This window comes from Myceligenerans pegani (assembly GCF_014892515.1).
Classification (GTDB): domain Bacteria; phylum Actinomycetota; class Actinomycetes; order Actinomycetales; family Cellulomonadaceae; genus Myceligenerans; species Myceligenerans pegani.
In genome coordinates, this window is record NZ_JADBGR010000016.1 from 1 (window position 1) to 24,311 (window position 24,311).

General features: G+C 72.7%; 19 protein-coding genes. 7 read left to right on the forward strand and 12 right to left on the reverse strand.

Features of this window, described 5'->3' with window-relative positions:
* Positions 1 to 58: 58 nt before the first annotated feature.
* The 3 genes from amaB to IIE03_RS00685 are packed head-to-tail and all read right to left on the reverse strand — an operon-like array spanning position 59 to position 4,293.
* Positions 59 to 1,612, reverse strand: a complete 1,554-nt coding sequence (gene amaB / locus IIE03_RS00675; RefSeq protein WP_192860812.1) for an L-piperidine-6-carboxylate dehydrogenase — start codon at positions 1,610 to 1,612, stop codon at positions 59 to 61.
* Positions 1,609 to 3,009, reverse strand: a complete 1,401-nt coding sequence (gene hglS, locus IIE03_RS00680) for a 2-oxoadipate dioxygenase/decarboxylase (RefSeq protein ID WP_192860813.1) — start codon at positions 3,007 to 3,009, stop codon at positions 1,609 to 1,611. Before hglS ends, amaB begins: the two co-directional genes overlap by 4 nt.
* Positions 3,010 to 3,048: 39 nt before the next feature.
* Entirely contained in the window at positions 3,049 to 4,293 is a 1,245-nt protein-coding gene (locus IIE03_RS00685) for an NAD(P)/FAD-dependent oxidoreductase (RefSeq protein WP_192860814.1), read from the reverse strand.
* A 173-nt stretch (positions 4,294 to 4,466) separates the two neighbouring features.
* On the opposite strand from IIE03_RS00685, the gene IIE03_RS00690 reads away from it, so the two are divergent.
* Complete coding sequence (locus IIE03_RS00690) at positions 4,467 to 5,381, forward strand: SDR family NAD(P)-dependent oxidoreductase (protein ID WP_318842714.1); 915 nt, start codon at positions 4,467 to 4,469, stop codon at positions 5,379 to 5,381.
* Between the two features lie 102 nt (positions 5,382 to 5,483).
* On the opposite strand, the gene dusB is transcribed toward IIE03_RS00690, so the two are convergent.
* Positions 5,484 to 6,701, reverse strand: coding sequence for a tRNA dihydrouridine synthase DusB (dusB, locus tag IIE03_RS00695; RefSeq protein WP_192860815.1), 1,218 nt, complete (start codon positions 6,699 to 6,701; stop codon positions 5,484 to 5,486).
* A 174-nt stretch (positions 6,702 to 6,875) separates the two neighbouring features.
* On the opposite strand from dusB, the gene IIE03_RS00700 reads away from it, so the two are divergent.
* Positions 6,876 to 8,594, forward strand: coding sequence for a carbohydrate-binding module family 20 domain-containing protein (locus IIE03_RS00700; RefSeq protein WP_192860816.1), 1,719 nt, complete (start codon positions 6,876 to 6,878; stop codon positions 8,592 to 8,594).
* A gap of 16 nt (positions 8,595 to 8,610) precedes the next feature.
* Here the strand turns inward: IIE03_RS00700 and IIE03_RS00705 are convergent, their stop codons facing one another.
* The 3 genes from IIE03_RS00705 to IIE03_RS00715 form a co-directional block, all read right to left on the reverse strand.
* The gene (locus IIE03_RS00705; RefSeq protein WP_192860817.1) at positions 8,611 to 9,222 is read right to left on the reverse strand and encodes a hypothetical protein; all 612 of its coding nucleotides are present in this window, start codon (positions 9,220 to 9,222) and stop codon (positions 8,611 to 8,613) included.
* A 144-nt stretch (positions 9,223 to 9,366) separates the two neighbouring features.
* Entirely contained in the window at positions 9,367 to 11,127 is a 1,761-nt protein-coding gene (locus IIE03_RS00710; RefSeq protein ID WP_192860818.1) for a glycoside hydrolase family 13 protein, read from the reverse strand.
* A 228-nt stretch (positions 11,128 to 11,355) separates the two neighbouring features.
* A complete protein-coding gene (locus IIE03_RS00715) occupies positions 11,356 to 12,402 on the reverse strand; it encodes a LacI family DNA-binding transcriptional regulator (RefSeq protein WP_192860840.1) in 1,047 nt (348 codons plus the stop codon).
* A 324-nt stretch (positions 12,403 to 12,726) separates the two neighbouring features.
* Between IIE03_RS00715 and IIE03_RS00720 the strand changes: the two genes are divergently transcribed.
* The 3 genes from IIE03_RS00720 to IIE03_RS00730 all read left to right on the forward strand — a co-directional run bounded on the left by IIE03_RS00720 (position 12,727) and on the right by IIE03_RS00730 (position 16,553).
* Positions 12,727 to 13,953, forward strand: a complete 1,227-nt coding sequence (locus IIE03_RS00720; RefSeq protein WP_192860819.1) for a sugar ABC transporter substrate-binding protein — start codon at positions 12,727 to 12,729, stop codon at positions 13,951 to 13,953.
* A gap of 90 nt (positions 13,954 to 14,043) precedes the next feature.
* Complete coding sequence (locus IIE03_RS00725; RefSeq protein WP_192860820.1) at positions 14,044 to 15,630, forward strand: ABC transporter permease subunit; 1,587 nt, start codon at positions 14,044 to 14,046, stop codon at positions 15,628 to 15,630.
* A 32-nt stretch (positions 15,631 to 15,662) separates the two neighbouring features.
* Complete coding sequence (locus tag IIE03_RS00730; protein ID WP_318842721.1) at positions 15,663 to 16,553, forward strand: sugar ABC transporter permease; 891 nt, start codon at positions 15,663 to 15,665, stop codon at positions 16,551 to 16,553.
* Positions 16,554 to 16,578: 25 nt separating this feature from the next.
* On the opposite strand, the gene dnaG is transcribed toward IIE03_RS00730, so the two are convergent.
* Positions 16,579 to 18,621, reverse strand: a complete 2,043-nt coding sequence (gene dnaG / locus IIE03_RS00735) for a DNA primase (RefSeq protein ID WP_192860821.1) — start codon at positions 18,619 to 18,621, stop codon at positions 16,579 to 16,581.
* A 155-nt stretch (positions 18,622 to 18,776) separates the two neighbouring features.
* Here dnaG and IIE03_RS00740 point away from each other — a divergent pair, with 155 nt between their 5' ends.
* Positions 18,777 to 18,968, forward strand: a complete 192-nt coding sequence (locus IIE03_RS00740) for a DUF4236 domain-containing protein (RefSeq protein WP_192860822.1) — start codon at positions 18,777 to 18,779, stop codon at positions 18,966 to 18,968.
* 115 nt (positions 18,969 to 19,083) lie between these two features.
* On the opposite strand, the gene IIE03_RS00745 is transcribed toward IIE03_RS00740, so the two are convergent.
* From IIE03_RS00745 to IIE03_RS00760, 4 genes are all read right to left on the reverse strand, one after another.
* Complete coding sequence (locus IIE03_RS00745) at positions 19,084 to 20,250, reverse strand: FAD-dependent monooxygenase (RefSeq protein ID WP_192860823.1); 1,167 nt, start codon at positions 20,248 to 20,250, stop codon at positions 19,084 to 19,086.
* On the reverse strand, positions 20,247 to 20,891 hold the full coding sequence (locus IIE03_RS00750) for a TetR/AcrR family transcriptional regulator (protein WP_192860824.1): 645 nt from the start codon (positions 20,889 to 20,891) through the stop codon (positions 20,247 to 20,249). Before IIE03_RS00750 ends, IIE03_RS00745 begins: the two co-directional genes overlap by 4 nt.
* Before the next feature lie 206 nt (positions 20,892 to 21,097).
* Positions 21,098 to 22,195: a lytic polysaccharide monooxygenase gene (locus IIE03_RS00755; RefSeq protein ID WP_318842716.1), complete on the reverse strand. Its 1,098-nt coding sequence runs from the start codon at positions 22,193 to 22,195 to the stop codon at positions 21,098 to 21,100.
* A gap of 95 nt (positions 22,196 to 22,290) precedes the next feature.
* Positions 22,291 to 22,827 carry a MarR family winged helix-turn-helix transcriptional regulator gene (locus tag IIE03_RS00760; protein ID WP_192860825.1) on the reverse strand — a complete coding sequence of 179 codons (537 nt, stop codon included), beginning with the start codon at positions 22,825 to 22,827 and terminating at the stop codon, positions 22,291 to 22,293.
* Positions 22,828 to 22,914: 87 nt separating this feature from the next.
* Here IIE03_RS00760 and IIE03_RS00765 point away from each other — a divergent pair, with 87 nt between their 5' ends.
* A complete protein-coding gene (locus IIE03_RS00765) occupies positions 22,915 to 24,261 on the forward strand; it encodes an FAD-binding oxidoreductase (RefSeq protein WP_318842717.1) in 1,347 nt (448 codons plus the stop codon).
* Positions 24,262 to 24,311: the final 50 nt, after the last annotated feature.

Sequence of the window (24,311 nt, forward strand, 5' to 3'; positions counted from 1 at the left end):
CATCCGACATCGAGCCGACCACGCGCGCTCGACGTCGAACCGACCGCGCACCGCGGGCTCAGCCGAAGTTGACGCCCTGCGCCAGCGGCAGCTCGTCCGAGTAGTTGATCGTGTTCGTCGCGCGGCGCATGTACTGCTTCCACGCGTCCGAACCCGACTCCCGCCCGCCGCCGGTGGACTTCTCGCCGCCGAACGCGCCGCCGATCTCCGCGCCGGACGTCCCGATGTTGACGTTCGCGATGCCGCAGTCCGACCCGGCCTCCGACAGGAACCGCTCCGCCTCGCGGGCGTCCAGCGTGAAGATCGCGCTGGACAGACCCTGCGGCACGCCGTTGTGCAGGGCGATCGCCTCGTCGAGCGTCTCGTACGTCATCACGTACAGCACCGGGGCGAACGTCTCCCGCCGCACGACGGCGGTCTGGCCGGGCATGCGCACGATCGCCGGCGCGACGTAGGTGGCCCCGGGGGCGCCGTCGACCGTCACCCGGCCGCCACCGACGAGCACCTCGCCGCCGTCGGCCCTCGCCTCTGCCAGCGCCTCGGTCATCCGCTCGGCCGAGCCCTCGTCGATCAGCGGCCCCACCAGCGTGCCCTCCGCGCGCGGGTCCCCGATCGGCAGGCCCTCGTAGGCGCGCACCAGGCGGGCGACGACGTCGTCCACGATCGAGGAGTGCACGATGAGGCGGCGCAGCGTGGTGCAGCGCTGGCCCGCCGTGCCGGCCGCGGCGAACACGACGCCCCGCGTGGTCAGGTCCAGGTCCGCCGACGGCGTCACGACGGCGGCGTTGTTCCCGCCCAGCTCCAGCAGGTAGCGGCCCATCCGGCCGGCGACCACGGGGGCCACGGCGGCGCCCATCCGCTCGGACCCGGTCGCGGACAGCAGGGCGACCCGCTCGTCGGCCACCAGCGCCTCGCCGGCCTCGAGTTCGCCCAGCACCAGCCGCGACACCTCGGACGGGTAGCCGGCCTCGACCAGCGCCCGGTCCAGCAGGGCGGCCGACCCGATCGCCGACAGCAGGGTCTTCTCGCTCGGCTTCCACACGACGGTGTCGCCGCAGACGAGCGCCACCGCGGTGTTCCACGACCACACGGCGACCGGGAAGTTGAACGCGCTGATCACGCCGACGACGCCGAGCGGGTGCCAGGTCTCCATGAGGCGGTGGCCCGGGCGCTCGGACGGGATGGTCCGCCCGCCGATCGACCGCGACAGCCCCAGCGCGTAGTCGCAGATGTCGATCATCTCCTGGACCTCGCCCAGGGCCTCGCTGGTGATCTTGCCCGCCTCGATCGTCACGAGCTCGGCGAGATCGGCCTTGTGCTCGGCGAGGAGCTCGCCCAACCGCTTGATCACGTGCCCGCGCGCGGGGGCAGGTACGGAACGCCAGGTGGTGAAGGCGTCGGCGGCCTGCCCGACGGCGGCCCGGGTCTCCGCGGCGCCATCGCGCCGCACCGTGACGATCCGCTCGCCCGACAGGGGCGAGCGCACCGGGATGCCCGCGTCGTCGGCGGCCTGGGGGACGCTCGCGCCGAGCCGTTCGAGCGCGGCCAGCGCCGCGGCGCGCAGCTCGGTGCTCAGGGGTGAGATGGACTGCGCCGGGGTGGTGGCGGTCATGACTGTCCTCCGGGGATCGTGGCAGGGGTCAGGGTCTCGGGGTCGACGCCGAGCGTCGCGGCGGTCGCCTGGCGGGACCGCTCGACCTGCCGAGCATAGAGCTCGAACGGGTCGTGCAGGTCGCGGCCCAGGGCGCCGGCCATCCAGTCGTCGTCGCGCTCGGCGCCGGTCTGTCCGGCGTCCTTCGCGCCCTCGTCGGTGAGGTTGGACTGGAAGATGCCGGCGGCGGAGCGGGGCAGGAAGTCCTCGTACACGACGGGGGCGCGGACGACGTGCGGGGCGCGCCCGCCGCCGTCGTCGGGCAGCAGCTCGTAGGTGAAGTAGCCGAGCCCTCGGTCGGCGAGCGCCGTCTCGCTGACGGGGAACGTGCGGTGCCAGATCTCGCGGCCGATCGCCTGGCGCTCGGCCTCGCCGGCACCGGCGGCACGCTCGTCCAGCTCGGCGACGGCGGCATCGTACGCGGCGCGGCCCTCCCGGGTGAGCGCGATGCCGCGCGCCTCGACCTCGCCGAACCGGACGCGGAGGGAGTCCTCGATCACCTGGCCGTCGGGTGTGCGGAAGGTGCGCGGCTCGGCGAGCGCGCGGAACGAGGTCTGGCGCAGCAGCACGTCCGGGCCCTCCCAGCGGGGCGGGCCCTGGATCGCGGGGATCATCGTGATCCCGCGGGCGGTCATCCGGGCGTACAGGTCGTCGATGTCGAGCACGCGCGGGGTGAGGTGGTTGATGTGCGTGGAGGCGACGCCGCCGATGTCGGCGGCGACGGCCGACACGCCCTCCAGCTCGCGGTACCAGGCCTGGTCCACGGGCTCCCGGGAGAGCTCGAACGCCTCGGTCGCGAGGCGCAGGAACTCCGCGGCGTCGGCGGCGGGGAGCCCGCCCTCGGCCTCGGCGCGGTCGGCGAGCCGCAGCAGCTGCGGCCCGAAGAGGCGCCGGGCGGCCAGGAACTCGTCGAGGCGCCGCTCCTGGTCCCGGGTGAAGAACCGGCGGTCGCCCGGCACGAGCATCGAGGTGAAGACGCGAAACGGGTTGCGGGCCAGCTCGTCGCGCTCGATCGGCCGGAACGCGGTCGAGATCACCGGGACCGACGACGACGAGGCGTCGCGCAGGTCGTAGAAGCCGACCGGGTGCATGCCCATGGCGCCGAAGATGCGCGCGACCTGCGAGATCTCGGTGGGCGTGCCGACGCGGATCGCGCCGTGGCGCTCGGCGGTCACGCGGTCGATCGAGCCGAGCCGTTCGGCGTCGGCGCCGTGCGTGGCGACGAAGTCGGCGTTGACCTCGTGGCTGACCTCCAGGAGCGTGGTGTAGGCGGGCACCTCCTTCCCGTACATGTCTGACAGCGAGCGGGCGAACGCCGCCCGCAACTGCCAGGGCTCAAGGAATTTCTCCTGAGACATGCCCCGTCCTTCCCTCAGCGCTTGTGGCGCGTGGTTCTGTCACCAGAATCTTTCCATGCCGAGGGGGGTTACGTCGATGTCCGGTTCCTGCTGTTCGAGGAGGTCCCGCACGACCTCGCCGACGGCGGGCGCGACCCGCGCCGCGGCGCCGTTGAACCCGGTCGCGTACAGCAACCCGGAGCTGTGCGCCCCGAGCAGCGGGAGCCCGTCGGGGGTCTCGGTGCGCGTGCCCATCCACCCGGGGGCGAGCGGAGCCTCGCCCAGGGCCGGCGCACACTGCGCCGCGGCCCGGCGCAGCACGGGGACCAGCCGCGGCTCGTGCCCCGGTTCCAGGGGCCGGTCCGGGCGCTCGACGCCCAGCATCACCCGGTCCGGCTCGGCGTTGGCGAACCAGAACGTGGAGCCGACGTCGATCGTGGCCGGGACCTGACCCGGCCGCGGGACGAGCGGCAGGGTGAAACCGAGGGCGCGCCGCCGGGCGACGAGGGGGAGGCGGAGGTCGCCGGGGTCCGCGGAGGCGGGCGGACCCGGGGCCAGGGAAGGCCCGGACGGCAGGTCCGACGCCGCGAGCTGCGCGGAATGCACCCCGGCGCACAGCACCACCGCGCCGGTGTGCACCTTCCCGTGCTCCGTCCAGGCCGCCGCGACCGCGCCGCCCGACCGCTCGATCCCCTTGACCATGCAGTGCTCCCGGAGCACCGCGCCCCGGTCGGCCGCCGCCGCGAGCAGGTCGGCCGCGGCGGTTCCCGGCGCATGCCACCGCTCGGGGGCGATCAGCGCCGCGCCCGCGTACTGCCAGGCGGCGACGTACGGGTTGAGCACCGCGGCGTCCTGCGCGCGGATCATCATGCTGTCCAGGCCCCGCGCGGCGTGCCGGGCGACCGCGTCGGTGTACGCGGCGACGAGGTCGTCGTCCGGCAGCAGGTGGAGGCTCGCGCGCGTCGATGCCCCGTGCCCGATGCCGGCGCGGGCCGGGAGGTCGGCGTACAGCTCGGCGCTGCGCCGGATGAGGGCCTCGATCGCTCGGCCCGCGGCCGGCACCTGCGCCCCGACGGCGTGCCCGGCGATCGGCACCGGTGGCGCGGCCCGCTGGGACGTCGTCGCGAAGTGCGTCGGTTCCGCGCCGTCGGGCAGGGTGAACGCCTCCGCGAGCAGCACGCTCGCACCGGCGTCGGCCAACTGGTACGCGACGGCGGCTCCGACGGCGCCGCCACCGGCGACGACGACGTCGACCGTCCTGGGCAGGGCGCCCTGCCTGCTCCGCCGGACGGAGGGGATCGGCATGCGCAGATTGTGCCACCGGGGATCCGGTTCGGCAGATCACGGGATCCAGGCTCTTGCGGCGCCCGCGCGGAGGCACCCGCTCGCGAAGGTCGCGGGCGGGTCGCAGGGGAGCGCCTCACCTGGAACGCCGCTCTCCGCTCGCCCATACTGGGAACCGCGACGAGGAGGAAGCCGTGCCAACCATCGTCATGACCGGCGGGACGTCGGGATTCGGGGCGATCGCTCTCGGACACCTGGCCGCCGCCGGCCAGGCCCGCTTGCTGATCGGCGCCCGCCGCCCGCCCGCCGTCGGCGATCACCTGCCGCTCGACCTGACGCGGCTCGACGACGTGCGCGCGTTCGCCGCCGCGGCCCTGCGCCGGCTCGACGGTGCGCCCGTGGACATCCTGGTGCTCAACGCCGGCATCGTCCGGGCCGACGACACCGGGCGCACCCCTGACGGCTTCGAGACCACCTTCGCGGTCAACCACCTGGCGCACTACCTGTTGCTCCGCCTCCTGCTCCCGGCGCTCGCCGACGGCGGCCGGGTCGTGCTGACCACCAGCGGCACGCACGATCCCGGCGTCGGCGCCGGTCTGGCGACGCCGCGGCACGCGGACGTCGGGCTGCTCGCGCGACCCGACCACGACCCGGGCCGGGACCCGCACCCCCGGCGGGCCGGCGAGCACGCCTACACCGCCTCGAAACTCTGCGCGATCCTCACGGCGCGGGCGCTGGCCGCGCGTCCCGAGGGGGAACGGCTCACCGTGCTCTCCTACGACCCGGGGCAGGTGTTCGGCACGGGCCTGGCGCACGGCCTGTCGCCGGTCCGCCGGGTCGCCTGGCGGGTGATGGGGGCCGGGGCGATGCGCGCGGTGACGACCCGGCTGTCGAGCACGATCAACCGTGCCGACGACGCCGGACGCGCCCTTGCCGGCCTGGCGCTCGGCGAGCGGGACGGCGGCACGGATCCACCGGCCGGGCGGGACTACGCGGCATTGCGCCGAGGCCGTCTGATCTGGCCCGACCCATCGGAGCTCGCGCGCGACGACACGCTCGCGCGCGACGTGTGGGACGCCAGCGAGCGGCTGCTGGGGCGGCTCGGGTGAGAGCGATCCGGATCAGCCGCCGTCTCTGACGAGCGGCTTCCTCGGGTTCCGCTGCGGGCACGTGCCTCGTTCCTCGGCCCGTACCCTCCGCTGCACCCGTCGTCAGCCGCCGCTGACGCTCAGTTCCGCCTCGCGGAGCCGGGCCTCGAACTCCGCGTCGAGCTCGCGGGAGTCGAGCCAGCCGTACGGGAGGTGCGGCGTCTTGGGAGTGCCCGCGCGCCCGCGCTGCCCCTCGGCGTCGGCCCCCGGGTAGCCGATCGTCAGGTCCAGCGCGTCGAGCAGCGCGCGGAGCTCCGCGAGGGAGGAGACCCGGGCGAGCGCGTGCCGGGCCTCGCCGCCCACCGCGTAGCCCTTGAGGTACCAGGCCATGTGCTTGCGCAGGTCGCGCACGCCGCGGTGCTCGTCGCCGTCGTAGTAGTCGACCATGAGCTCGCCGTGTCGGTACAGGACGTCCGCGACCTCGCGCAGCCCCGGCCGCACCCGGACGTCCGAGCCGTTGAACGCGGCGGCGAGATCGGCGAACAGCCAGGGGCGGCCCTGGCAGCCGCGGCCCACCACCACGCCGTCGGCTCCCGTGCGCCGGACCATGTCGAGGGCGTCCTCCGCGGACCAGATGTCGCCGTTGCCCAGCACGGGGACCGTCCGGACCGTCTCCTTGAGGCGGGCGATCGACTCCCAGTCCGCGACCCCGGAGTAGTGCTGTGCGGCCGTGCGGGCGTGCAGAGCGACGGCGGCGACGCCGAGCCCCTCCGCGATGTGCCCGGCCTCGAGATAGGTGAGGTGGTCGTCGTCGATGCCCTTGCGCATCTTGACGGTCACCGGGACGCCGTACGGTGCGGCGGCGTCGACGGCCGCGCGCACGATGTCGGTGAACAGCTGGCGCTTCCACGGCAGGGCCGCCCCACCGCCCTTGCGGGTCACCTTGGGCACGGGGCAGCCGAAGTTGAGGTCGACGTGGTCGGCGCGATCCTCGGCGGCGATGATCCGGACCGCCGCGGCGACCGTGGCCGGGTCGACGCCGTACACCTGCGCGGAACGCGGGGACTCGTCGGCGCCGAACGTGACGATGCGCAGCGCCGCCTCGTTGCGCTCGACGAGCGCGCGGGAGGTGACCATCTCCGCGACGTACAGGCCCGGATCGAACCCCGTGCTCCGCCCGGCCTCGCGGCACAGGGTGCGGAAGGCGCGGTTCGTCACGCCCGCCATGGGCGCGAGCACCACGGGCGTCGCCACGGTGAGCGGCCCGATCCGCAACGGTGGCAGCACGGGAGCCGGCACGGGCGTGCCGGCGCGGTCGAGAAGGGAAGTCACGCGCCCCATTGTCCCAAACCCCCGCGCCCCCGGAACGTCGCCTGCATCACGGCAGTTCTGGGGCGAGCGACGGCGGCGGCCCTTTTCATTCGTCCGAACCATCTGTATCGTCTTGCAACGAACTTCAGAAAATCTTGCAGCAAGGTTGCTGCGCACCGAGTCAGTACTACCCCGGGAGACGCAATGACGCGCCGAACACCGTTGTTCGCCCTGCTCACGGCCCTGGCCGCGGCCCTCGCGACCATGATCACCCTCGGCCTGACGACGGCCGCCTCGAGGGACGCCGCCGCCAGCACGCCCCCGCGCGGCGACCGGGACGTGATCCTCAACCTCTTCCAGTGGACGTGGAGCTCCGTGGCTTCGGAGTGCACCAGCACGATCGGTCCCGCCGGCTTCGGCTACGTGCAGGTGTCGCCACCCAACGAGCACGTCACCGGCACCCAGTGGTGGACGTCCTACCAGCCCGTTTCCTATCAGATCGAGTCCAAGCTCGGCACCCGCGCCGAGTTCGCCGCGATGGTGAACGCCTGCCACTCGGCCGGCGTCGGCGTCATCGCGGACGCCGTCGTCAACCACATGGCCGCGAACTCCGGCTCCGGCGTCGCCGGCAGCGCCTACGGCCAGGACTGGTTCCCCGGCATCTACGGCGGCAACGACTTCAACGACTGCAAGACGGACATCAGCGACTACGGCGACCGCTGGGAGGTGCAGAACTGCCGCCTGGTGAGCCTGCAGGACCTGCGCACCGGCTCCGACTACGTGCGGGGCCGGCTCGCGGACTACCTCGACGACCTGACCTCGCTCGGCGTCGACGGGTTCCGCATCGACGCCGCCAAGCACATTCCCGCCGAGGACCTCGCCGCGATCAAGGCGCAGAGCTCGGGCGTCTTCTGGGTCCAGGAGGTCATCGGGGCCGCCGGTGAGCCCATCCAGCCGTCCGAGTACACGGGCAACGGCGACGTGCACGAGTTCGACTACGCCCGCCGGCTCCGGCACGACTTCGACGGTCAGATCAAGAACCTGCGCTACATCGGTGACAACAAGCTGCCGAGCGACGTCGCGAGCGTCTTCGTCGACAACCACGACACCGAGCGCAACGGCGAGACGATGAACTACCAGTGGGGCGCCAAGTACGTGCTGGCCAACACGTTCATGCTGTCCTGGCCGTACGGCTCGCCGACCGTCTACTCGGGCTACGAGTTCTCCGACTACGACGCCGGCGTGCCCGGATCCACCGACACCTCCGTGCCCGACGCCGACTGCGGCGGCGTGTTCACCTGTACCCAGCGCTGGACCGAGATCCGGGGCATGGTCGGCTTCCACAACGAGGTCGCCGGCACCGCCGTCACGAACTGGTGGGACGACGGCGCCAACAACATCGGCTACGGCCGCGGCCAGAGCGGCTACGTGGCCATCAACAACACCGGCTCGTCCGTGAGCCGCACCTACGAGACCTCGCTCCCGGCCGGGACGTACTGCGACGTCGTCGCCGCCTCGAACTGCTCGGTCACGTGGACGGTGAACGGGTCCGGCCAGTTGAGCGCGACGCTCCCCGCGTACGGCGCGCTGGCGGTGCACGTGGGCGCCACGTCGGGCTCGCCGACGCCGGAGGACGGCGACGTCTCCGTCGCGGTGCACGCCGAGACCGTCTGGGGCCAGAACGTCTACCTGGTGGGCGACCGGCCCGAGCTCGGGTCGTGGACCCCGTCGAGCGGCGTCGCGCTGTCGGCCGCCTCGTACCCGACCTGGACCGGGACGGTCGACCTGCCCGCCGGTGCCACCTTCGAGTACAAGTACGTGAAGATCGACGGGAACGGCAACGTGACCTGGGAGAGCGGGGCGAACCGCACCGCCACGGTGGGCCCGGACGGCTCGCTCACCTTGAACGACACCTGGCGCTGACCCCCCGACTCCTGCTCTACACCCCCGCGCGGCTCGCTGCGTCGAGGGCTTCGGTAAGGGCCGACCGGAGCTCCTCGGCGGCCGAGCCCGCGGGGCGCTCGAGGAGCCGCAGCTCGTCGCCGTCGGTGCGCACGTCCATCAACCGGTCGTCGACCACCGACCACAGGCGATCCCACACCATCACGGGCCGATCGCTGCCGCGCCACGCGTCGACGCGCACGCGGAGATTGCTCTCCTCCGGCCCGAGGAGGTGGTCCGCATCATCGGCCTGCGTGCTCGGCGGCTCGGAGTCCGGGAGGGTCGCGGCGAGCGATCGCCACAGCTCGTCGCCGTCGCTGACGGTGATCCGCACGCCCGGTTCGACGCGCGTCCCGCCCTCGACCGACTCGATCCGCTGCGTCACGGTCACGGCCCGGCCGCCGACCAGCGTCAGCCGGGACCGCACGCCGCGACCCCCGGCCGTCGTCACCAGCAGTGCCCGGACGGGCGCGTCCAGATGATCCGCGAGGATCCCGGCCACGCCGTCCGTCGCACCGGCACGCGCGGCGCGCACCAGCCGGCGCCACTCCTCCGTCTCGACCTGCAAGGTCTCGGAGCCAGGGGTGGAACCGGGCGTCGAACCGGGCATCTGCTGCCTCTCTCGTCGGACGGACGTCTCATCCCGAGGAACGTACCGAGCACCGCGACGAAGAGCGACGGGGAGATGTCCCCATCGCGAACGAGGCCACGGGACCCGTGGTCCCGCGGCCTCTTGGTGTCGCGCCGCTCCAGGTCAGGCGCGCAGCCAGACGGTCGTGTCCGTGGGAAGGCCGGTGCCCCGCGGGGTGTCCGCCAGCGGGCCCGAGGCGATCAGGACCTCGGCACCGTCGGGCAGCGCGACCGGCGTCGTCCCGAGGTTGGTGAGGACGACGACGCCGCCCACGCGGAGCGCGACCACGTCCTTCGCGTCCGCGTACCCGGCGATCCAGGCCAGGCCACCCCGCCCGAGGCGCTCGGCCCGGCGCACGCCGAGCGCGGCGCGGTACATCTCGAACGTCGAGCCGTCGACGCCGTACTGCTGGTCCGCGGCCAGCTTCCGGTAGGAGTCGGGCTGGGGGAGCCACGTCCGCTCCGACGGGCCGAAGCCCATTCCGGGCCGGTCCGCCTCCCAGGGCAGCGGGATGCGGCAGCCGTCCCGGCCGGTCTCCTCGCCGTGGGTGCGGAAGAACGCCGGGTCCTGGCGGACGCCGTCGGGCAGCGTGGTGTGATCGGGCAGCCCGAGCTCCTCGCCCTGGTAGAGATAGGCGGAGCCGGGCAGGGCGAGCATGAGCAGCGTGGCCGCGCGGGCGCGGCGCAGGCCGAGCTCGGCGTCGGGCTGCGGGTCGCGCGGGCCGATGCCGTTCATCGGGCCGTCGGCCGTCTCGTCGAGGCCGAGGCGAGATGCGTGGCGCACGACGTCGTGGTTCGACAGCACCCACGTCGTGGGGGCGCCGACGGTGTCCATGGTCTCGAGCGACTCGGTGACCACGTCGCGGATCCGGGCCGCGTCCCACTTCGTGGTGAGGAACGCGAAGTTGAACGCCTGCTGCATCTCGTCCGCGCGCACGTATCGCGCGAGGCGGGACATCGGGCTCACCCACGCCTCGGCGACGAGGCAGCGATCGCCGTCGTACTCCGCGAGGACCTTGTGCCATGCGCGGTAGATCTCGTGCACGCCGTCCTGGTCGAACATCGGGCCCTCGTTCGAGCCGCCCGCCGCGCCGGTGCCCTCCGCGAGGTCCGCAGCGTCCCTGCCCTCGACCATGGCGACCTTGCCGCCCCAGTCGGGCAGGCCCTCCGCCTTGACCATGCCGTGCGCCACGTCGACGCGGAAGCCGTCCACACCCCGGTCCAGCCAGAACCGCAGCACGTCCTCGAACTCGGCCCGGACCTCGGGGTTCTCCCAGTTCAGGTCCGGCTGCGAGGAGTCGAACAGGTGCAGGTACCACTGCGGGCCCGCGGGACCGTCGTCCTCGCGGGGCGCGAGCCGGGTCCACGCGGGGCCGCCGAAGATGGACTGCCAGTTGTTCGGCGGCTGCGCGCCGTCGGCGTCCTTGCCGTCGCGGAAGACGTAGCGGCCGCGCGCGGGGGAGCCGGGCGCGGCCGCCAGCGCCTCCTGGAACCAGGCGTGCTGGTCCGAGCTGTGGTTCGGGACGAGGTCGACGATGACGCGCAGGCCGAGCTCGTGCGCGCGGGCGCGCATGGCGTCGAAGTCGTCCAGGGTGCCGAACAGCGGGTCGATCTGCCGGTAGTCGGTGACGTCGTAGCCCGCGTCCTTCTGCGGGGAGCGGTAGAACGGGCTGAGCCAGACGGCGTCGACGCCGAGCCTCGCCAGGTGGTCGAGCCGGGCCGTGATGCCGGGCAGGTCGCCCATCCCGTCGCCGTTCCCGTCCGCGAACGAGCGCGGGTACACCTGGTAGATGACGGCGTCACGCCACCATTCGGTGTCCGTGGCGGGGGCGTGGACCTGGTCACCGCCGGCGAGGGGCACAGCGGGGCGTTCGGTGCGAGTCATCGATGAATCGTCCTCGGAAGTCGGAAGTGTCTGGGTCTGCGCGGGAGTCCGGCGCAGTGCGCCTGCAAGATTGTTGCAGAGAGTTGCAGGGAGCGTACAGCCCGACGGGGCTCCTCCGCAGTAACCTCCACGACGCGAGAGGCGTCGGCGCCGAACAGCCGGTTGGTTCGTTTCATCGGCCGTGATGCACGGCACACGTGACAGCTCGACGGCGTGGGGTCAGGCGACCTACGGCTGGGGGGCCGCCCCGGTCGACCCGCGCACCACGAGCTCGGGCGTGAAGAGCAGTTCCGTGCGCGGCGCCCGCTCCCCGTGGATCTCGGACAGCAGGGCGGAGACCGCGGCCCGGGCCATCTCGGTGACCGGCTGGCGCACCGTGGTCAGCGGCGGGTCGGTGAACGCCACGAGGGGGGAGTCGTCGTACCCGACCACGGACACGTCGTCGGGCACGGACAGCCCGCGCTGCCTGGCCGCGCGGATCGCGCCGAGCGCCATGAGGTCCGAGCCGGTCACGATCGCGGTGTGACCGGCGTCGATCAGCTCGCTCGTCGCCGCCTGACCGCCCTCCAGCGTGTACAGCGTGCCGACGATGTGCCGCTCCCTGACCTCCTCGGCGCTGCCGGCCAGCCCGTGGGCGACCAGCTCGGCGCAGAACGCGTCGATCTTGCGCTTCGCGGGCACGAACCGCTCCGGCCCGATCGCGAGCCCGATCCGCCGGTGCCCGAGCGAGACCAGGTGACGCACCGACAGCTCGATGCTGGCGGCGTCGTCCGGGGAGACGAACGGCGCGTCGATGCCCTCGGCGTACCCGTTGACGAGGACGATCGGCATCCCGCGGCCGCGCAGCCGCTGGTACCGCTCGCGTGACGCGCGCATGTCGGCGTGCTTGCCCGACGCGAACACGATCCCGTCCACGGCGTGGTCGATCAGCGTCTCCACGTACTCGTCCTCGGTGGTGCCGCCGGGCGACTGGGTGCACAGCAGCGGCGTGTAGCCGTGCTCGGTCAGCTGCGACTCGATGGCCTGCGCGAAGGCGGGGAACACGGGGTTCGACAGCTCCGGCACCACGAGGCCGACCAGCCCGGCCGGGCGCGCCCGCAGGGCCGCCGGGCGCTCGTAGCCGAGCACGTCGAGGGCCGTCAGGACGGCCTGGCGGGTCTCTCCGGCGACCCCCGGCTTGCCGTTCAGCACGCGGGAGACCGTCGCCGTGGACACGCCGGCCTGGGCCGCGAGGTCGGAGAGTCGGGTGCGCACGAGAGGAAGCCTAGGTGACATCGCGCGTGTCGTCGTACTGGTGGTCCGCATCGTGTCGCCGCTCCGTCGTCGAACTGGTCGGGGTGCCGCCGGGCGTCGCCCGGCGCCGGGGCGGGCTCGCGCCGGGCGCTCGCGACCAGTGCGTCCGCACACCGATGCTGAAACTTTATCGCAAGAACTTGCACAACACGTTGCAACACATCTACGGTCAGCTCCGTCGGACCGAGGGCGACCGGCCTCGCGGAGGCCGGACGCCGGCGCGAAACGCGCCGGCGCCACGCCGTCGGAACATGAACCAGGTCCGCGACCACGCCGGTCGTGGCCGTGAACCTACTGGGAGTACCGATGCGACGGAGCATCCTGACGGCGGCCACCGCCGTCACGGCAACGCTGGCGCTGACCGCGTGCTCGGGCGGCGCGGAGCCGGCGGCCGAGGAATCGACCGCGGCACCCGAACTCGAGGGCAGCCTGACCGTGTGGGTCGACGAGACCCGGATCGACATCTTCACCGAGCTCGCCGAGGACTACTCGGACGAGCGCGGGATCGAGATGGAGGTCGTGCAGAAGGCGTCGGGCGACATCCGCGAGGAATTCGTGCAGCAGGTCCCGACCGGCGAGGGGCCGGACATCGTCGTCGGCGCCCACGACTGGACCGGCGAGTTCGTCACGAACGGCGTGGTCCAGCCCATCGAGCTCGGCGACAAGGCCGCCGGCTTCTCCGACGTCTCGGTCGCGGCGTTCACCTACGACGGCGCCGTGTACGGCGTGCCGTACGCCGTCGAGAACATCGCCCTGGTCCGCAACGACGACCTCGTCTCCGACACCCCGGAGACCTTCGACGAACTGGTCGCGCAGAACGACGACACCGGAGCCGAGTACCCGGTCGTCATCCAGCAGGGCGACGAGGGCGACGCCTACCACCTCTACCCGCTGCAGACCTCGTTCGGCGCCCCCGTCTTCGAGCAGAACGCCGACGGCTCCTACAGCCCCGAGCTCGCGCTCGGCGGCGCCGCCGGCGACGCGTTCGCCGAGTACCTCGGCGAGCTCGGCGAGCAGGGCGTCCTCGACCCGGCGATCGACGGCGAGAAGGCCAAGCAGCTCTTCCTCGACGGCAAGACCCCGTACATGGTCACGGGCCCCTGGTACGCCGCCGAGTTCACGGCCGCCGACATGAACATCTCCGTGCTCCCCGTCCCGAGCGCCGGCGGCGAGCCCGCCGAGCCGTTCGTCGGCGTGCAGGGCGCGTTCATCAGCGCCAAGACCGAGAACGCCCTGGTCGCCAACGACTTCGTGACCAACTTCCTCGGCTCCGCCGACGTGCAGCTGCGCCTCGCCGAGGCCGGCGGACGCGCCCCCGCCTCCACCGAGGCCGCCGGCCAGGTCGAGGACGAGATCATGCAGCAGTTCGCCGACGCGGCCGGCACCGCCCCCATGCCGTCGATCCCCGAGATGGGCTCCGTGTGGCAGTTCTGGGGCGTGACCGAGGTCGAACTCATCCAGGGCAAGGCCAAGGACCCGGCCACGTCCTGGAACACGATGGTCGAGAACATCCAGGGCGCCATCGACGGCTGAACCCCGGAACCACGACGTGAGCGGTAGCGCTCGCCCCCGCCACCCGGTGGCCGGGGCGAGCGCTACCGCGGATGCGACGGAGAGGCGACGATGACCGAGGTTTCGCTCGGAGGTCCGGTCGGCACGCGCGACAGGCGGGGGAGCGACTCCCACGCCCGCCGCACGGGGCCCGGCTGGTACGTGAAGATCGTGCTCATGGCTGCGGTGAACGCCCTGGGCCTGTACGGGGTCTGGACCGCCGTCGTGGTGGGCTCGTGGGGCGTGGCGACGTTCCTGGCGCTCGCCGTGGCCGCCGCCGACTGGGTGTACTTCTCCCGCCGGATGCTCCCGGCGAAGTACCTGTACCCCGGGCTGGTGCTGCTGCTGGCGTTCCAGCTGTTCGTCATGCTGTACACGGCGTACGTGGCGTTCACCAACTACGGCGACGGCCACAACTCGACGAAGGAGGACGCCGTCGCGGCGATCTCCGCGCAGAACGAACGGCGCGTGGAGGGCTCGGAGACGTTCCCGCTCACGGTCGTGGAGCGGGACGGCGAGCTCGGGTTCGCGATCCTGCGCGACGGCGAGGTCGTCGTCGGCGACGCGGACACGCCGCTGGAGCCCGCGTCCGGGTCCGACGACGGCGCCCGCGTGACCGCCGTCGACGGCTGGACCACGCTCGAGTTCGCGGAACTGGTGTCGCGCTCGGCCGAGATCACGGAGTTGCGCGTGCCGTTCTCCGACGACCCGGCCGACGGCGGTCTGCGGACGCAGGACGGTTCGCTCGGCTTCGTCGCCGCGCCGGTCCTCGTGTACGACGCCGCCACCGACGCCTTCACGAACGTGAGCACCGGTGTGACCTACACGCCCGACGACCACGGCTCCTTCGTGTCCGCCGACGGCGAGGCGCTCACCCCGGGCTGGCGCGTCGGGGTGGGCTTCGAGAACTTCACCGCCATCTTCACCGAGGACCGCCTGGCCGGGCCGTTCTTCCAGGTGCTGGTGTGGACGTTCGTGTTCGCCGGGCTCTCGGTGGTCACCACGTTCGCGCTGGGGCTGTTCCTCGCGATGGTGTTCAACGACCCCCGCGTCAAGGGACGCAAGGTCTACCGGTCGCTGCTGATCCTGCCGTACGCCTTCCCCGCCTTCCTCGCGACGCTCGTGTGGCGGGGCATGCTCAACGAGAAGTTCGGCTGGATCAACGAGGTGCTGCTGGGCGGGGCGGAGATCCCGTGGCTCACGGATCCGTGGCTCGCCAAGTTCTCCGTGCTGGCGGTGAACCTCTGGCTGGGCTTCCCATACATGTTCCTCGTCACGACGGGTGCGCTGCAGTCGATCCCGGGCGACGTGCTCGAGTCCGCGCGCGTGGACGGCGCGAGCCGGTGGCGGTCGATCCGCTCGATCGTGCTGCCGCTGCTGATGGTGTCCACCGCGCCGTTGCTCATCTCGGCATTCGCGTTCAACTTCAACAACTTCGCGCTGATCTACATGCTGACCGGTGGCGGGCCGCACTTCGAGGGTGCGCCGGTGCTCGTGGGGCACACGGACATCCTCATCTCGATGGTGTACTCCGTGGCGTTCGACTCGGGCGTCAAGCAGTACGGACTCGCCAGCGCGGTGTCGCTGCTGATCTTCGTGATCGTCGGCGTCATCTCCTGGCTCGGCTTCCGCCGCACCCGGACCCTGGAGGAACTGTGAGCGCCCTGACGAAGACCGCGCCCCGCGGGGGCGTGGCCCGCGAGGACAGGTACCGGATCCGGCACGACGCCGGCCCGCGCGGCACGCGCTGGTGGACCGAGGTGGGCTGGCGGCACGTGGTCGGGATCGTGATGGTGGTGATCTGCGTGGTCCCGCTCCTGTACGTGATCTCGGCGTCGCTCAACCCGTCGGGAACCTTCACCGGGTCGAACCGGCTGTTCAGCGAGGTGGGCCTGAACAACTACGCCGAGCTGTTCGAGTCGCGCTACTGGCGCTGGTTCGTCAACTCGTTCGTCATCGCCGTCACGACCGCGATCGGGACGGTGCTCATGGGCGGCGCGGCGGCCTACGCGTTCAGCCGCTTCCGGTTCTCGGGACGGCGTGCCGCCCTGACGACGCTGCTGCTGGTGCAGATGTTCCCGCAGATGCTGGCGGTCGTGGCGATCTTCCTGGTGCTGCTCACCATCGGGGACGTGATCCCGGTCCTGGGCACCAACTCGACCCTCGCCCTCATCGCGGTGTACCTGGGCGGCGCGCTGGGGGTGAACACGTTCCTCATGTACGGGTTCTTCAACACCGTGCCGCGCGAGATCGACGAGGCCGCGAAGATCGACGGGGCGGGGCACGCCCAGATCTTCTGGACCATCATCCTGCGGCTCGTGTCCCCGATCCTCGCCGTGGTGGGGCTGCTCAGCTTCATCGGGACGTTCGGCGAGTTCATCATCGCCAAGACGGTGCTGCAGAGTCCCGACCGGCTGACGCTGGCGGTGGGGCTCTACCAGTGGGCGTCGGACGAGCGCAACGCCCCCTGGGGGCTGTTCTCCGCGGGCGCGGTCCTGGCGGCGGTGCCGGTGGTGGTGCTGTTCCTGCTGCTGCAGAAGTACATCGTGGGCGGCCTGACGGCGGGCTCGGTCAAGGGCTGAGCGTGCTGCGAGGGCGTGGGAGACCTCAGGCGGTCTCGCGCAGGGCGCGGCGTTCCTGCTCGATCTTCGTGAGTTCCGCGAAGGCCGCCTGGTACGCGTCGAAGTCGGCGGCCGGGTCCAGGCGTTGCAGGCGGCTGCGGGCGTGGGCGATGCGGCGGTTGAGCCCCATGTCGACCAGACGGCGGATCACGCCCTCGACGAAGCCCGGCACGGCGGCCTCCCGGTCCTCGGGGAGGTCGACGACGGCCAGCTCCGTGACGATCGGCGCGACCGTCTCCGGGGCGCGGTCCAGGACCTCGTCGACCCACGCGGCCGGTCCCACCGCCTTGCCGGTCACCGCGCCACCCGCCGCGACGACCGACTCGTGGACCGTGCGCCAGGCGGGCGTCAGGAAGGCGTCCGGCCCCAGCTCGTCGAACGCCTCCGGCACGTGCTGCGGGTACTGGAGCACGACGGCGAGCGCCAGCCGCTCGGCGCGCGCCACCGGGTCGCGCGGGTCCGGGGCGGGGATGCCCGACGGCGGCGCCGCGGCCGTTCCGCCACCGGGCGCGCCCGCGCCGTCGTCGGCCCCGGGACCTCCCGGGCCGCCGTGACCGCGCCCGCCCTGACCGCTGCCCTGGCCACGCCCGGAACCACCACGCCCGGAACCACCACGCCCGGACGACGCGTCGCCGGGCCGGCTCGGCGCGGCATCGCGCGGCGCCGGCGTGCTCGCCGCCCGCTTCACCTCCCGCGCGACGGTGCGCTCGTCCATGCCGAGCCAGCCCGCGAGCATGCGCGCGTACTCGGGCCGCAGGGCGGTGTCGCGCATGCCGGCGATGCGGGGCGCGGCCTTGCGGAGGGCCCCGACGCGCCCCTCGGCGGTGTCGAGGTCGAACTCCTTCAGGTCGGTCTCGATGACGAACTGGAACAGCGGCGTGGGCTTCTCCACCAGGGCCCTGACGGCCTCGGGGCCCTTGGCCACGCGCAGGTCGCAGGGATCCATGCCGTCGTCGGCGACGGCGACGAACGTCTGCGCGTAGAAGCGCTGGTCCTCGCCGAAGGCGCGCATCGCGGCCTTCTGCCCGGCCTCGTCGCCGTCGAAGGTGAAGACGACCTTGCCGCCGAGCGTGGCCCCGGAGCGGAGCTGCATGCCGCCGCCCACGGCCGTGTCGCCCATGAGGCGGCGCACCACGCGTGCGTGCTCCGCGCCGAATGCGGTGCCGCACGTCGCGACCGCCGTCGTCACCCCCGACAGGTGTGCCGCCATGACGTCCGTGTATCCCTCGACGATCACGACCTGCTTCTTCTGCGCGATCTCCCGCTTGGCCAGGTCGATCCCGTACAGCACCTGGGACTTCTTGTAGAGCGGGGTCTCGGGGGTGTTGAGGTACTTGGGGCCGTTGTCGTCGTCGAACAGCTTGCGGGCGCCGAAGCCGATCACGGCGCCGGTGACGTCGCGGATGGGCCAGACCACGCGGCCGCGAAAGCGGTCGTACACGCCGCGCTGCCCCTGGCTGACCAGGCCGGCGGTGATCAGCTCGTCCCGCGTGTAGCCGCGTCCCTGCAGGTGGCGCGACAGGTTGTCCCAGCCCTGGGGTGCGAAGCCGACGCCGAAGTGCTCCGCGTCCGCGCGCTCGAAGCTGCGTTCCGCGAGGAGCCGCCGCGCGGGGGCCGCGCCGGCGGTCATGAGCTGTTCCGCGTAGAACTCCTGGGCGACGCGATGCGCGTCGAGCAGGCGCTGTCGCTTGCCCGGTTCCTCGCGCGGCCGGGTCGGGCCGCCGTCCTCGTAGCGCAGCTGGACGCCGACCTTCGCGGCGAGGTGCTCCACGGCCTCGGCGAAGCCCATGCCGTCCATCTTCATGAGGAACGTGAAGACGTCCCCGCCCTCGCCGCAGCCGAAGCAGTGGTACCGCCCGACGCTGGGGCGCACGTTGAAGCTGGGGGAGCGCTCGTCGTGGAACGGGCACAGCCCTTTGAGCGAGCCCACGCCGGCGGGCTTGAGCGTGACGTGGGCCGAGATCACCTCGTCGATACGCGCGCGCTCGCGTACCTCGTCCACGTCCTCGCGCCTGATGATCCCCGCCACGCACGTGAGTCTATGCGCGGACGACGGGGGGCAGGGGTTCGTCCACAGGCGGCGCATCAAACCTGGATTTGTCGGACTACACGTGTTCGATACTCTTTGCCCAGAGTTCGGTCGCGGGCGTCCTGTCCCGCGACTCCTTGCTGGAGAGGGAGAGAATGGTCAAGCTCGGCGGAGGCAACCTCCGGTACCGCAAGCGGCTGTCGCTGGGGCCGCTGAAGTTCAACATCACCCAGAAGGGCCTGTCGTCGATGAGCATCAAGCTCGGCTTCTGGACGTGGAACTCCAAGACCAAGAAGCACTCGCTCAACCTCCCGGGCGGCCTGAGCTGGTACAGCAACTCGAAGTAGGATCCGCGCCGCTCGTGCGCGCCCACCGGCTCGCCGACCACGACGACGGCGTCGATGCGGACATCGGTAACGACGTGATCGTCGTGCTCGGCGACGGCCGGCGCGCCACGGGCGGTCAGGCCACCAGCTCCGCGACGGTGCGGTGCTCCTTCGGGAACAGCGGGCCCACCAGGATCCTGTCGAGGCCGGGCAGGCGCATCGCGCGGAATCCCCAGCGGCGCAGCAGGAGCTTCGTCGTCGTCGCCGGGACGAACCAGTCCGCGGCCCGGTCCCGGGCGTTCGCCTGCACGCCGCCGGCCATCGGTCGCCAGAGGCGCTCGTAGTCGGCCAGTCCCTCGGCCACCGTGCCCGCCCGGTTCAGCCGCTCGGCCAGCACGTACGCTCCCGCCACGCCGAGCGAGGCGCCTTGTCCCGCGACCAGGGACACCGCGTGGGCTGCGTCGCCGATCAGCGCGACCCGGCCCGCGTGCCAGCGCGCCGTGTCGATCTGCGCGACCAGGTCGTAGTAGACCTCACCGGACGGCGGGCAGTGCGCCAGCGCCCGGTCCGCCAGGTCGCCCAGGCCCGCGTACTCCTGCCGCAGCACCCGGCGCGGATCGTCGGGAAGGTCCAGGTCGGACGTGCGGTGCACCGCGAACACGGCGACCCGGTCCTCGCCGATCCCGTAGAACCCCATCTGACGGTCGAGCGACTCGGTGAGCACGAACTGCCGGCGCACCTCTCGGTGCATCTCGGGATCCGTTAACACGTAGGCGCCGGTGTGCATCCCGAGGGGCCGCACGTCGTCCCGCTCGCCGCCGAACACGAGCGACCGGACGCGCGAGTGGATGCCGTCCGCCCCGACCACGAGGTCCGGGGTCAGGACCGTGCCGTCCGAGAGCTCGACCGCGTCGTCGTCGATCCGCTCGATCGTGGTGCCGTACCGCAGGCCGACGTCGCCGGGCAGCGCCTCGCGGAGCACTCTCTCGAGCGCGGGGCGCATGACGCTGGTGATCTCGCCGTCGAGCGCCTTGGTGAACCGGTCGTAGCCGACGGCGACCGTGGTGCGGCCGCGGGCGTCGATGTACCGGAACTCGTCGACCGGGCTGGCGGCCTCGCGCAGCTGTGGCAGCAGGCCCATGGCCGTGAGGGCCTGGAATCCCGGGCCGAAGAAGTCGATCATGTATCCCTGCTCGCGCGGCCCCGGCGCCGAGTCGACGACGAGCACCTCCCACCCGTGGTGGTGGAGCCGGCCGGCCGCGGCCAGGCCGGCGATACCGGCCCCGCAGACGATTGCCTTCATCGTTGCTCTCCCTTCGGTTCGTTCGGGTCCGGGCCGACGTCGGCCGGTGGGGCGCTCTCGGAGCCGACGCCGGCCCCTGCCTCGGCGAGCCGTCGCAGGACGGGCGCGATCGTCGCGGCCGAGAGCTCCGGGTCCAGCCCCTTGTGCAGCATGAAGCCGTCGAACGTGGCCAGGACGACGACCGCCGTCGCCTCGGGTGCTGGGTGCCCGGCGCGCGCCAGAGCCGTCGCCAGGTCGTGGCGGAGGCCGAGCATGAGACCGGCGATCTCCGCGCGCAGCACCGGGTCCCGGGTCGCGGCGAGGTAGGCCTCGACGAACAGCAGCGACGCCGGGTCGTCGGCCGCGTACCGGTCCAGATCGTTCAGGAGCGCCTCGACCCCGTCCGCGGGATCGTCGGCCCGGGACAGCCACGTGGCGGACTCGTCGAGCGTGGTGCGCATCGCCTCGGTCGCGGCCTGCCGCAGCAGCGCCGGCAGGGACTCGAAGTGGTAGTGCACCAGGCCGGCGTGCACCCCGGCCCGCTCCGCGAGGTTCCGGGTGCTGACGGCGTTCCATCCGATCTCGCTGACGAGCTCGCGCGCGGCCGCCAGCAGCCGGGCGCGCACGGCCCGTCCCCGGTCGGCGCTCGTCCGTGCGGTCACACGTCCTCCCTGGGCAATCGACTTGGGCGATCGACCAAACACTAGCTCGACCGCCGGAGCCACCGCAAGCTCGACTGCCCGGAGCGGGGAGGGTTCCGGGCGGACGCGCCGAGGCGGCGGGCCGGACAGGGCCCGCCGCCTCGGCGGTCATCGTGCGGTCGTCGGGTTCGTCGGCCGGGTGCCGGACGGGCCGTCGGGCCCGCGCGTCAGCCGATCGAGCAGGGTGTCCCGTTGAGGGTGGCGGCCGACGGCGTCGACGGCCCGCCGTTCGCGAGGTATCCGAACGTCGCGCTGCCGCCGGCCGGGATGGAGCCGTTCCACCCGGCGTTCGAGAAGGTCACCGTGTCGCCCGCTTGCGAGTACTCGCTGTTCCACGACTGGGTGACCGTGTCCCCGCCGGGGAAGGTGACCTCCACGTCCCACGTGCCCACGGCGTCCTCGGTGGTCACCTCGCCCGCGCCCTGGTAGCCGCCGCTCCAGGAGTTCACCGAGTTGATCGTGACCTGGCAGGAGCCCGGCTCCTCGGTCGGGGTCGGCGTAGGTGTCGGAGTGGGCGTGGGTGTCGGAGTGGGCGTGGGGGTCGGCGTCGGGGTGGGCTCACCGTTGCCCTCGCCGAACACCACGTCCGAGCACGCGTAGAACGCCTCCGGGCTGTCCGAGCGCTCCCAGATCGAGTAGATGATGTGACGTCCCTGCTTGTTCGGCAGGTTCGCGTTCCAGTAGTACTCGGCGCCCTCGGGGCCGTTCTGCGTGGGCGGGTCGTACGCGACGTCGAACGGCTGCGGCTCCAGGTCCGACCACTTCAGCGGCTGGCTCGGGTCCCAGCCGTCCCGGGTGACGTACTGCATGAACTTGCCGGGATGGGCCGCCCAGGCCGAGTACCGGAACGTGACGTTCTGCCCGGCGGTGACCCGCGTCGTCGGCCAGTCCGTGCCACCGGGACGCATCCCCGCGAAGTCCGCGCCCGGGCCGCAGAGGTTGCCGTCCGGGATGATCTCGCGGTGCCGGTCGCCGGCGTTCGAGATGAGGTTGCCGAACCAGTTGTAGAACGCGTAGTTGCCGTACTGCTGCAACGCCGCGGCGCACTTCGGGTTCTGCGGGTTCAGGGCGCCACCCTGGCCGTTGTCGATGCCGTCGCGGTAGCAGGCGTAGGTCCGGGACTGGGGGAACAGGGTCGTGCCGTGCGCGTCGGCCTCGGGCGGTGCCGGGTCGGCCACCACCACGAGCAGGGCCCCGAACAACGCGAGTGCCGCGGCCATGACCACCGCGCGTGCTCGCGTGACTTTCTTGACTGTTGCCGTCACTCGTCTCCACTCCTTCGTCGGTACGAGGTGTCGCCTCAGCGTCCGACGACGGTCGTGGGCGCGGTAGGAGCCGAAACGTGTAGGCGCGGTCGGTCCTACCGGACGCCCGGCTCCCGCGGCCAGTCCTCCGGCAGGATGTCGCGCCCGCCCTCCGGCGCGGCCGCCGCCAGTCGTCCCAGCACCTCGAGGAAGCGGGCGACGTCGTCCTCCGAACCGATCACCGCGCGCAGCCGGCGGTCGAACTCGACGGCCGCGGCCCGCAGCTCCTCGAAGAGGCGGGCGCCGTCCTCGGTGACCTCGACGTGCTGCACGCGCCGGTTGTCGGGCATGCGGGTACGCCTGATCAGTCCGTTGTCCTCCATGGCGCGCAGATGGTGGGTGAGCGTCGCCTCCCGGATCCCGACCGCGCCGGCCAGCTCCCGCTGCGTCCGCGGCGGGCTCGTGCCGAGCGCGAGCAGGATGTGCCACACCTGCCAGGACGCGCCGTGCTCCACGAGCAGGGCATCGAACCCGCGGATCAGCGGCTGCGCCGTCTTCCACAGGGTGACGGCGACGGGGCGCCGGCCGCGCGGCGCCTGCGCGGCTCGCGGTTCGTCACCAGGGGCGGGGCTTTCGTCGGAGGTGTCACTCATGGCCCGAGCCTCCCACAAAACCCTTGCCATCTAATCCTTCGAGATCTAAGGTTTGATCGAACGTGTGTCCACGACCTGGAGGCTCTCGTGTCAATCCCCCCGCTCCACGCATCCCTCACCGCGCTCGCCGAGACGTTCGGCGACCGCCTGCTCACCCCCGCGTCGCCCGGGTTCGACGCCCTCGCGGCGCCCGTGTTCGCCGGCGAGGCGCGCGTCCCGGCGGTCCTCGCGCGGCCACGCACCGCCGCCGAGGTGTCCGGCGTCGTCCGCGCGGCCCGCGACGCCGGGCTGCCGCTCACCGTCCGCTCCGGCGGCCATTCCTACACTCGCGCCTCGCTGCTCGACGGCGGCGTCGTGCTCGACCTGCGCCTCATGGACGGCGTGCGCATCGACCAGGAGGCCCGGACCGGGCACGCCGAGGGCGGCGCGTCCGCCGGCGCCTACACGGCCGCCGCCGGAGAGCACGGCCTGGCCACCGGGTTCGGCGACACCGGCACGGTCGGGATCGCGGGCCTCACGCTCGGCGGCGGGATCGGATTCCTCAGCCGCCGCGACGGGCTCACGCTCGACAACCTGGTGGGCGCCGAGGTCGTGCTCGCCGACGGCGAGATCGTCGAGACCGGCCCGGACCAGGAGCCCGACCTGTTCTGGGCGCTCCGTGGCGGAGGCGCCGGGACCGGCGTCGTGACCCGGCTGGATCTCCGGCTGACGGAGACCCCGGGTGTCGTCGGCGGCATCCTCGCCTGGCGGCCCGAGCCGGAGGTGCTGTCCGACGTCGTCGCGGCGATCGCCGCGGCCCCGGACGAGCTGTCCGGCATGGTCAACGCCATGGTCGCCCCGCCAGCGCCGTTCCTGCCCGGCGAACTGCACGGCAAGCCCGTGATCATGGCGCTGGTCTGCTGGTCCGGCGCGCCCGAGGCGGCCGACGACGCCCTGGCCCCGCTCCGGGCGCACGCCCCGGTCGTCGACCTCGTCGCGGCCAAGACCTACCCCGCCATGTTCGAGGGCGGCGGTCCCGACGTGGCCGGCGTCCGTGCCGCGATCGCGACCGGGTTCACGGACGTCCCGGACCGGGAGGCCGCCGCGGCGATGATCGACGCCGTCGGTGCCGCGTCCGGTCCGGCCGTGGTCAACCTGCGGGTCATGGGCGGGGCGATCGGACGGGTCGGCGCCGACGAGACGGCGTTCGCCCACCGAGGTCACGCGGTCATGACGTCCGTCGCGGGGATGACGCCCGACCCCGAGCAGGAGGCGGCCGTGCGGGCCTGGGTCTCGGACGCCGCCTCTCGGTTCGGCGTGGACGACGGGCCCGCCTACGTGAACTTCCTGGGCGGAGACGCCCCGGAGGACCTCGCGCGCGCCCACCCCGGAGCCACCGGCGAGCGCCTGCGTGCCGTTCGTGCGAAGTACGGTGCGATCGGCGCCCCCGCCTGATCGGTGGCTCCCCCTGATGGGTGCCGCCGTGTCGGCCGTGCCCGGGAATA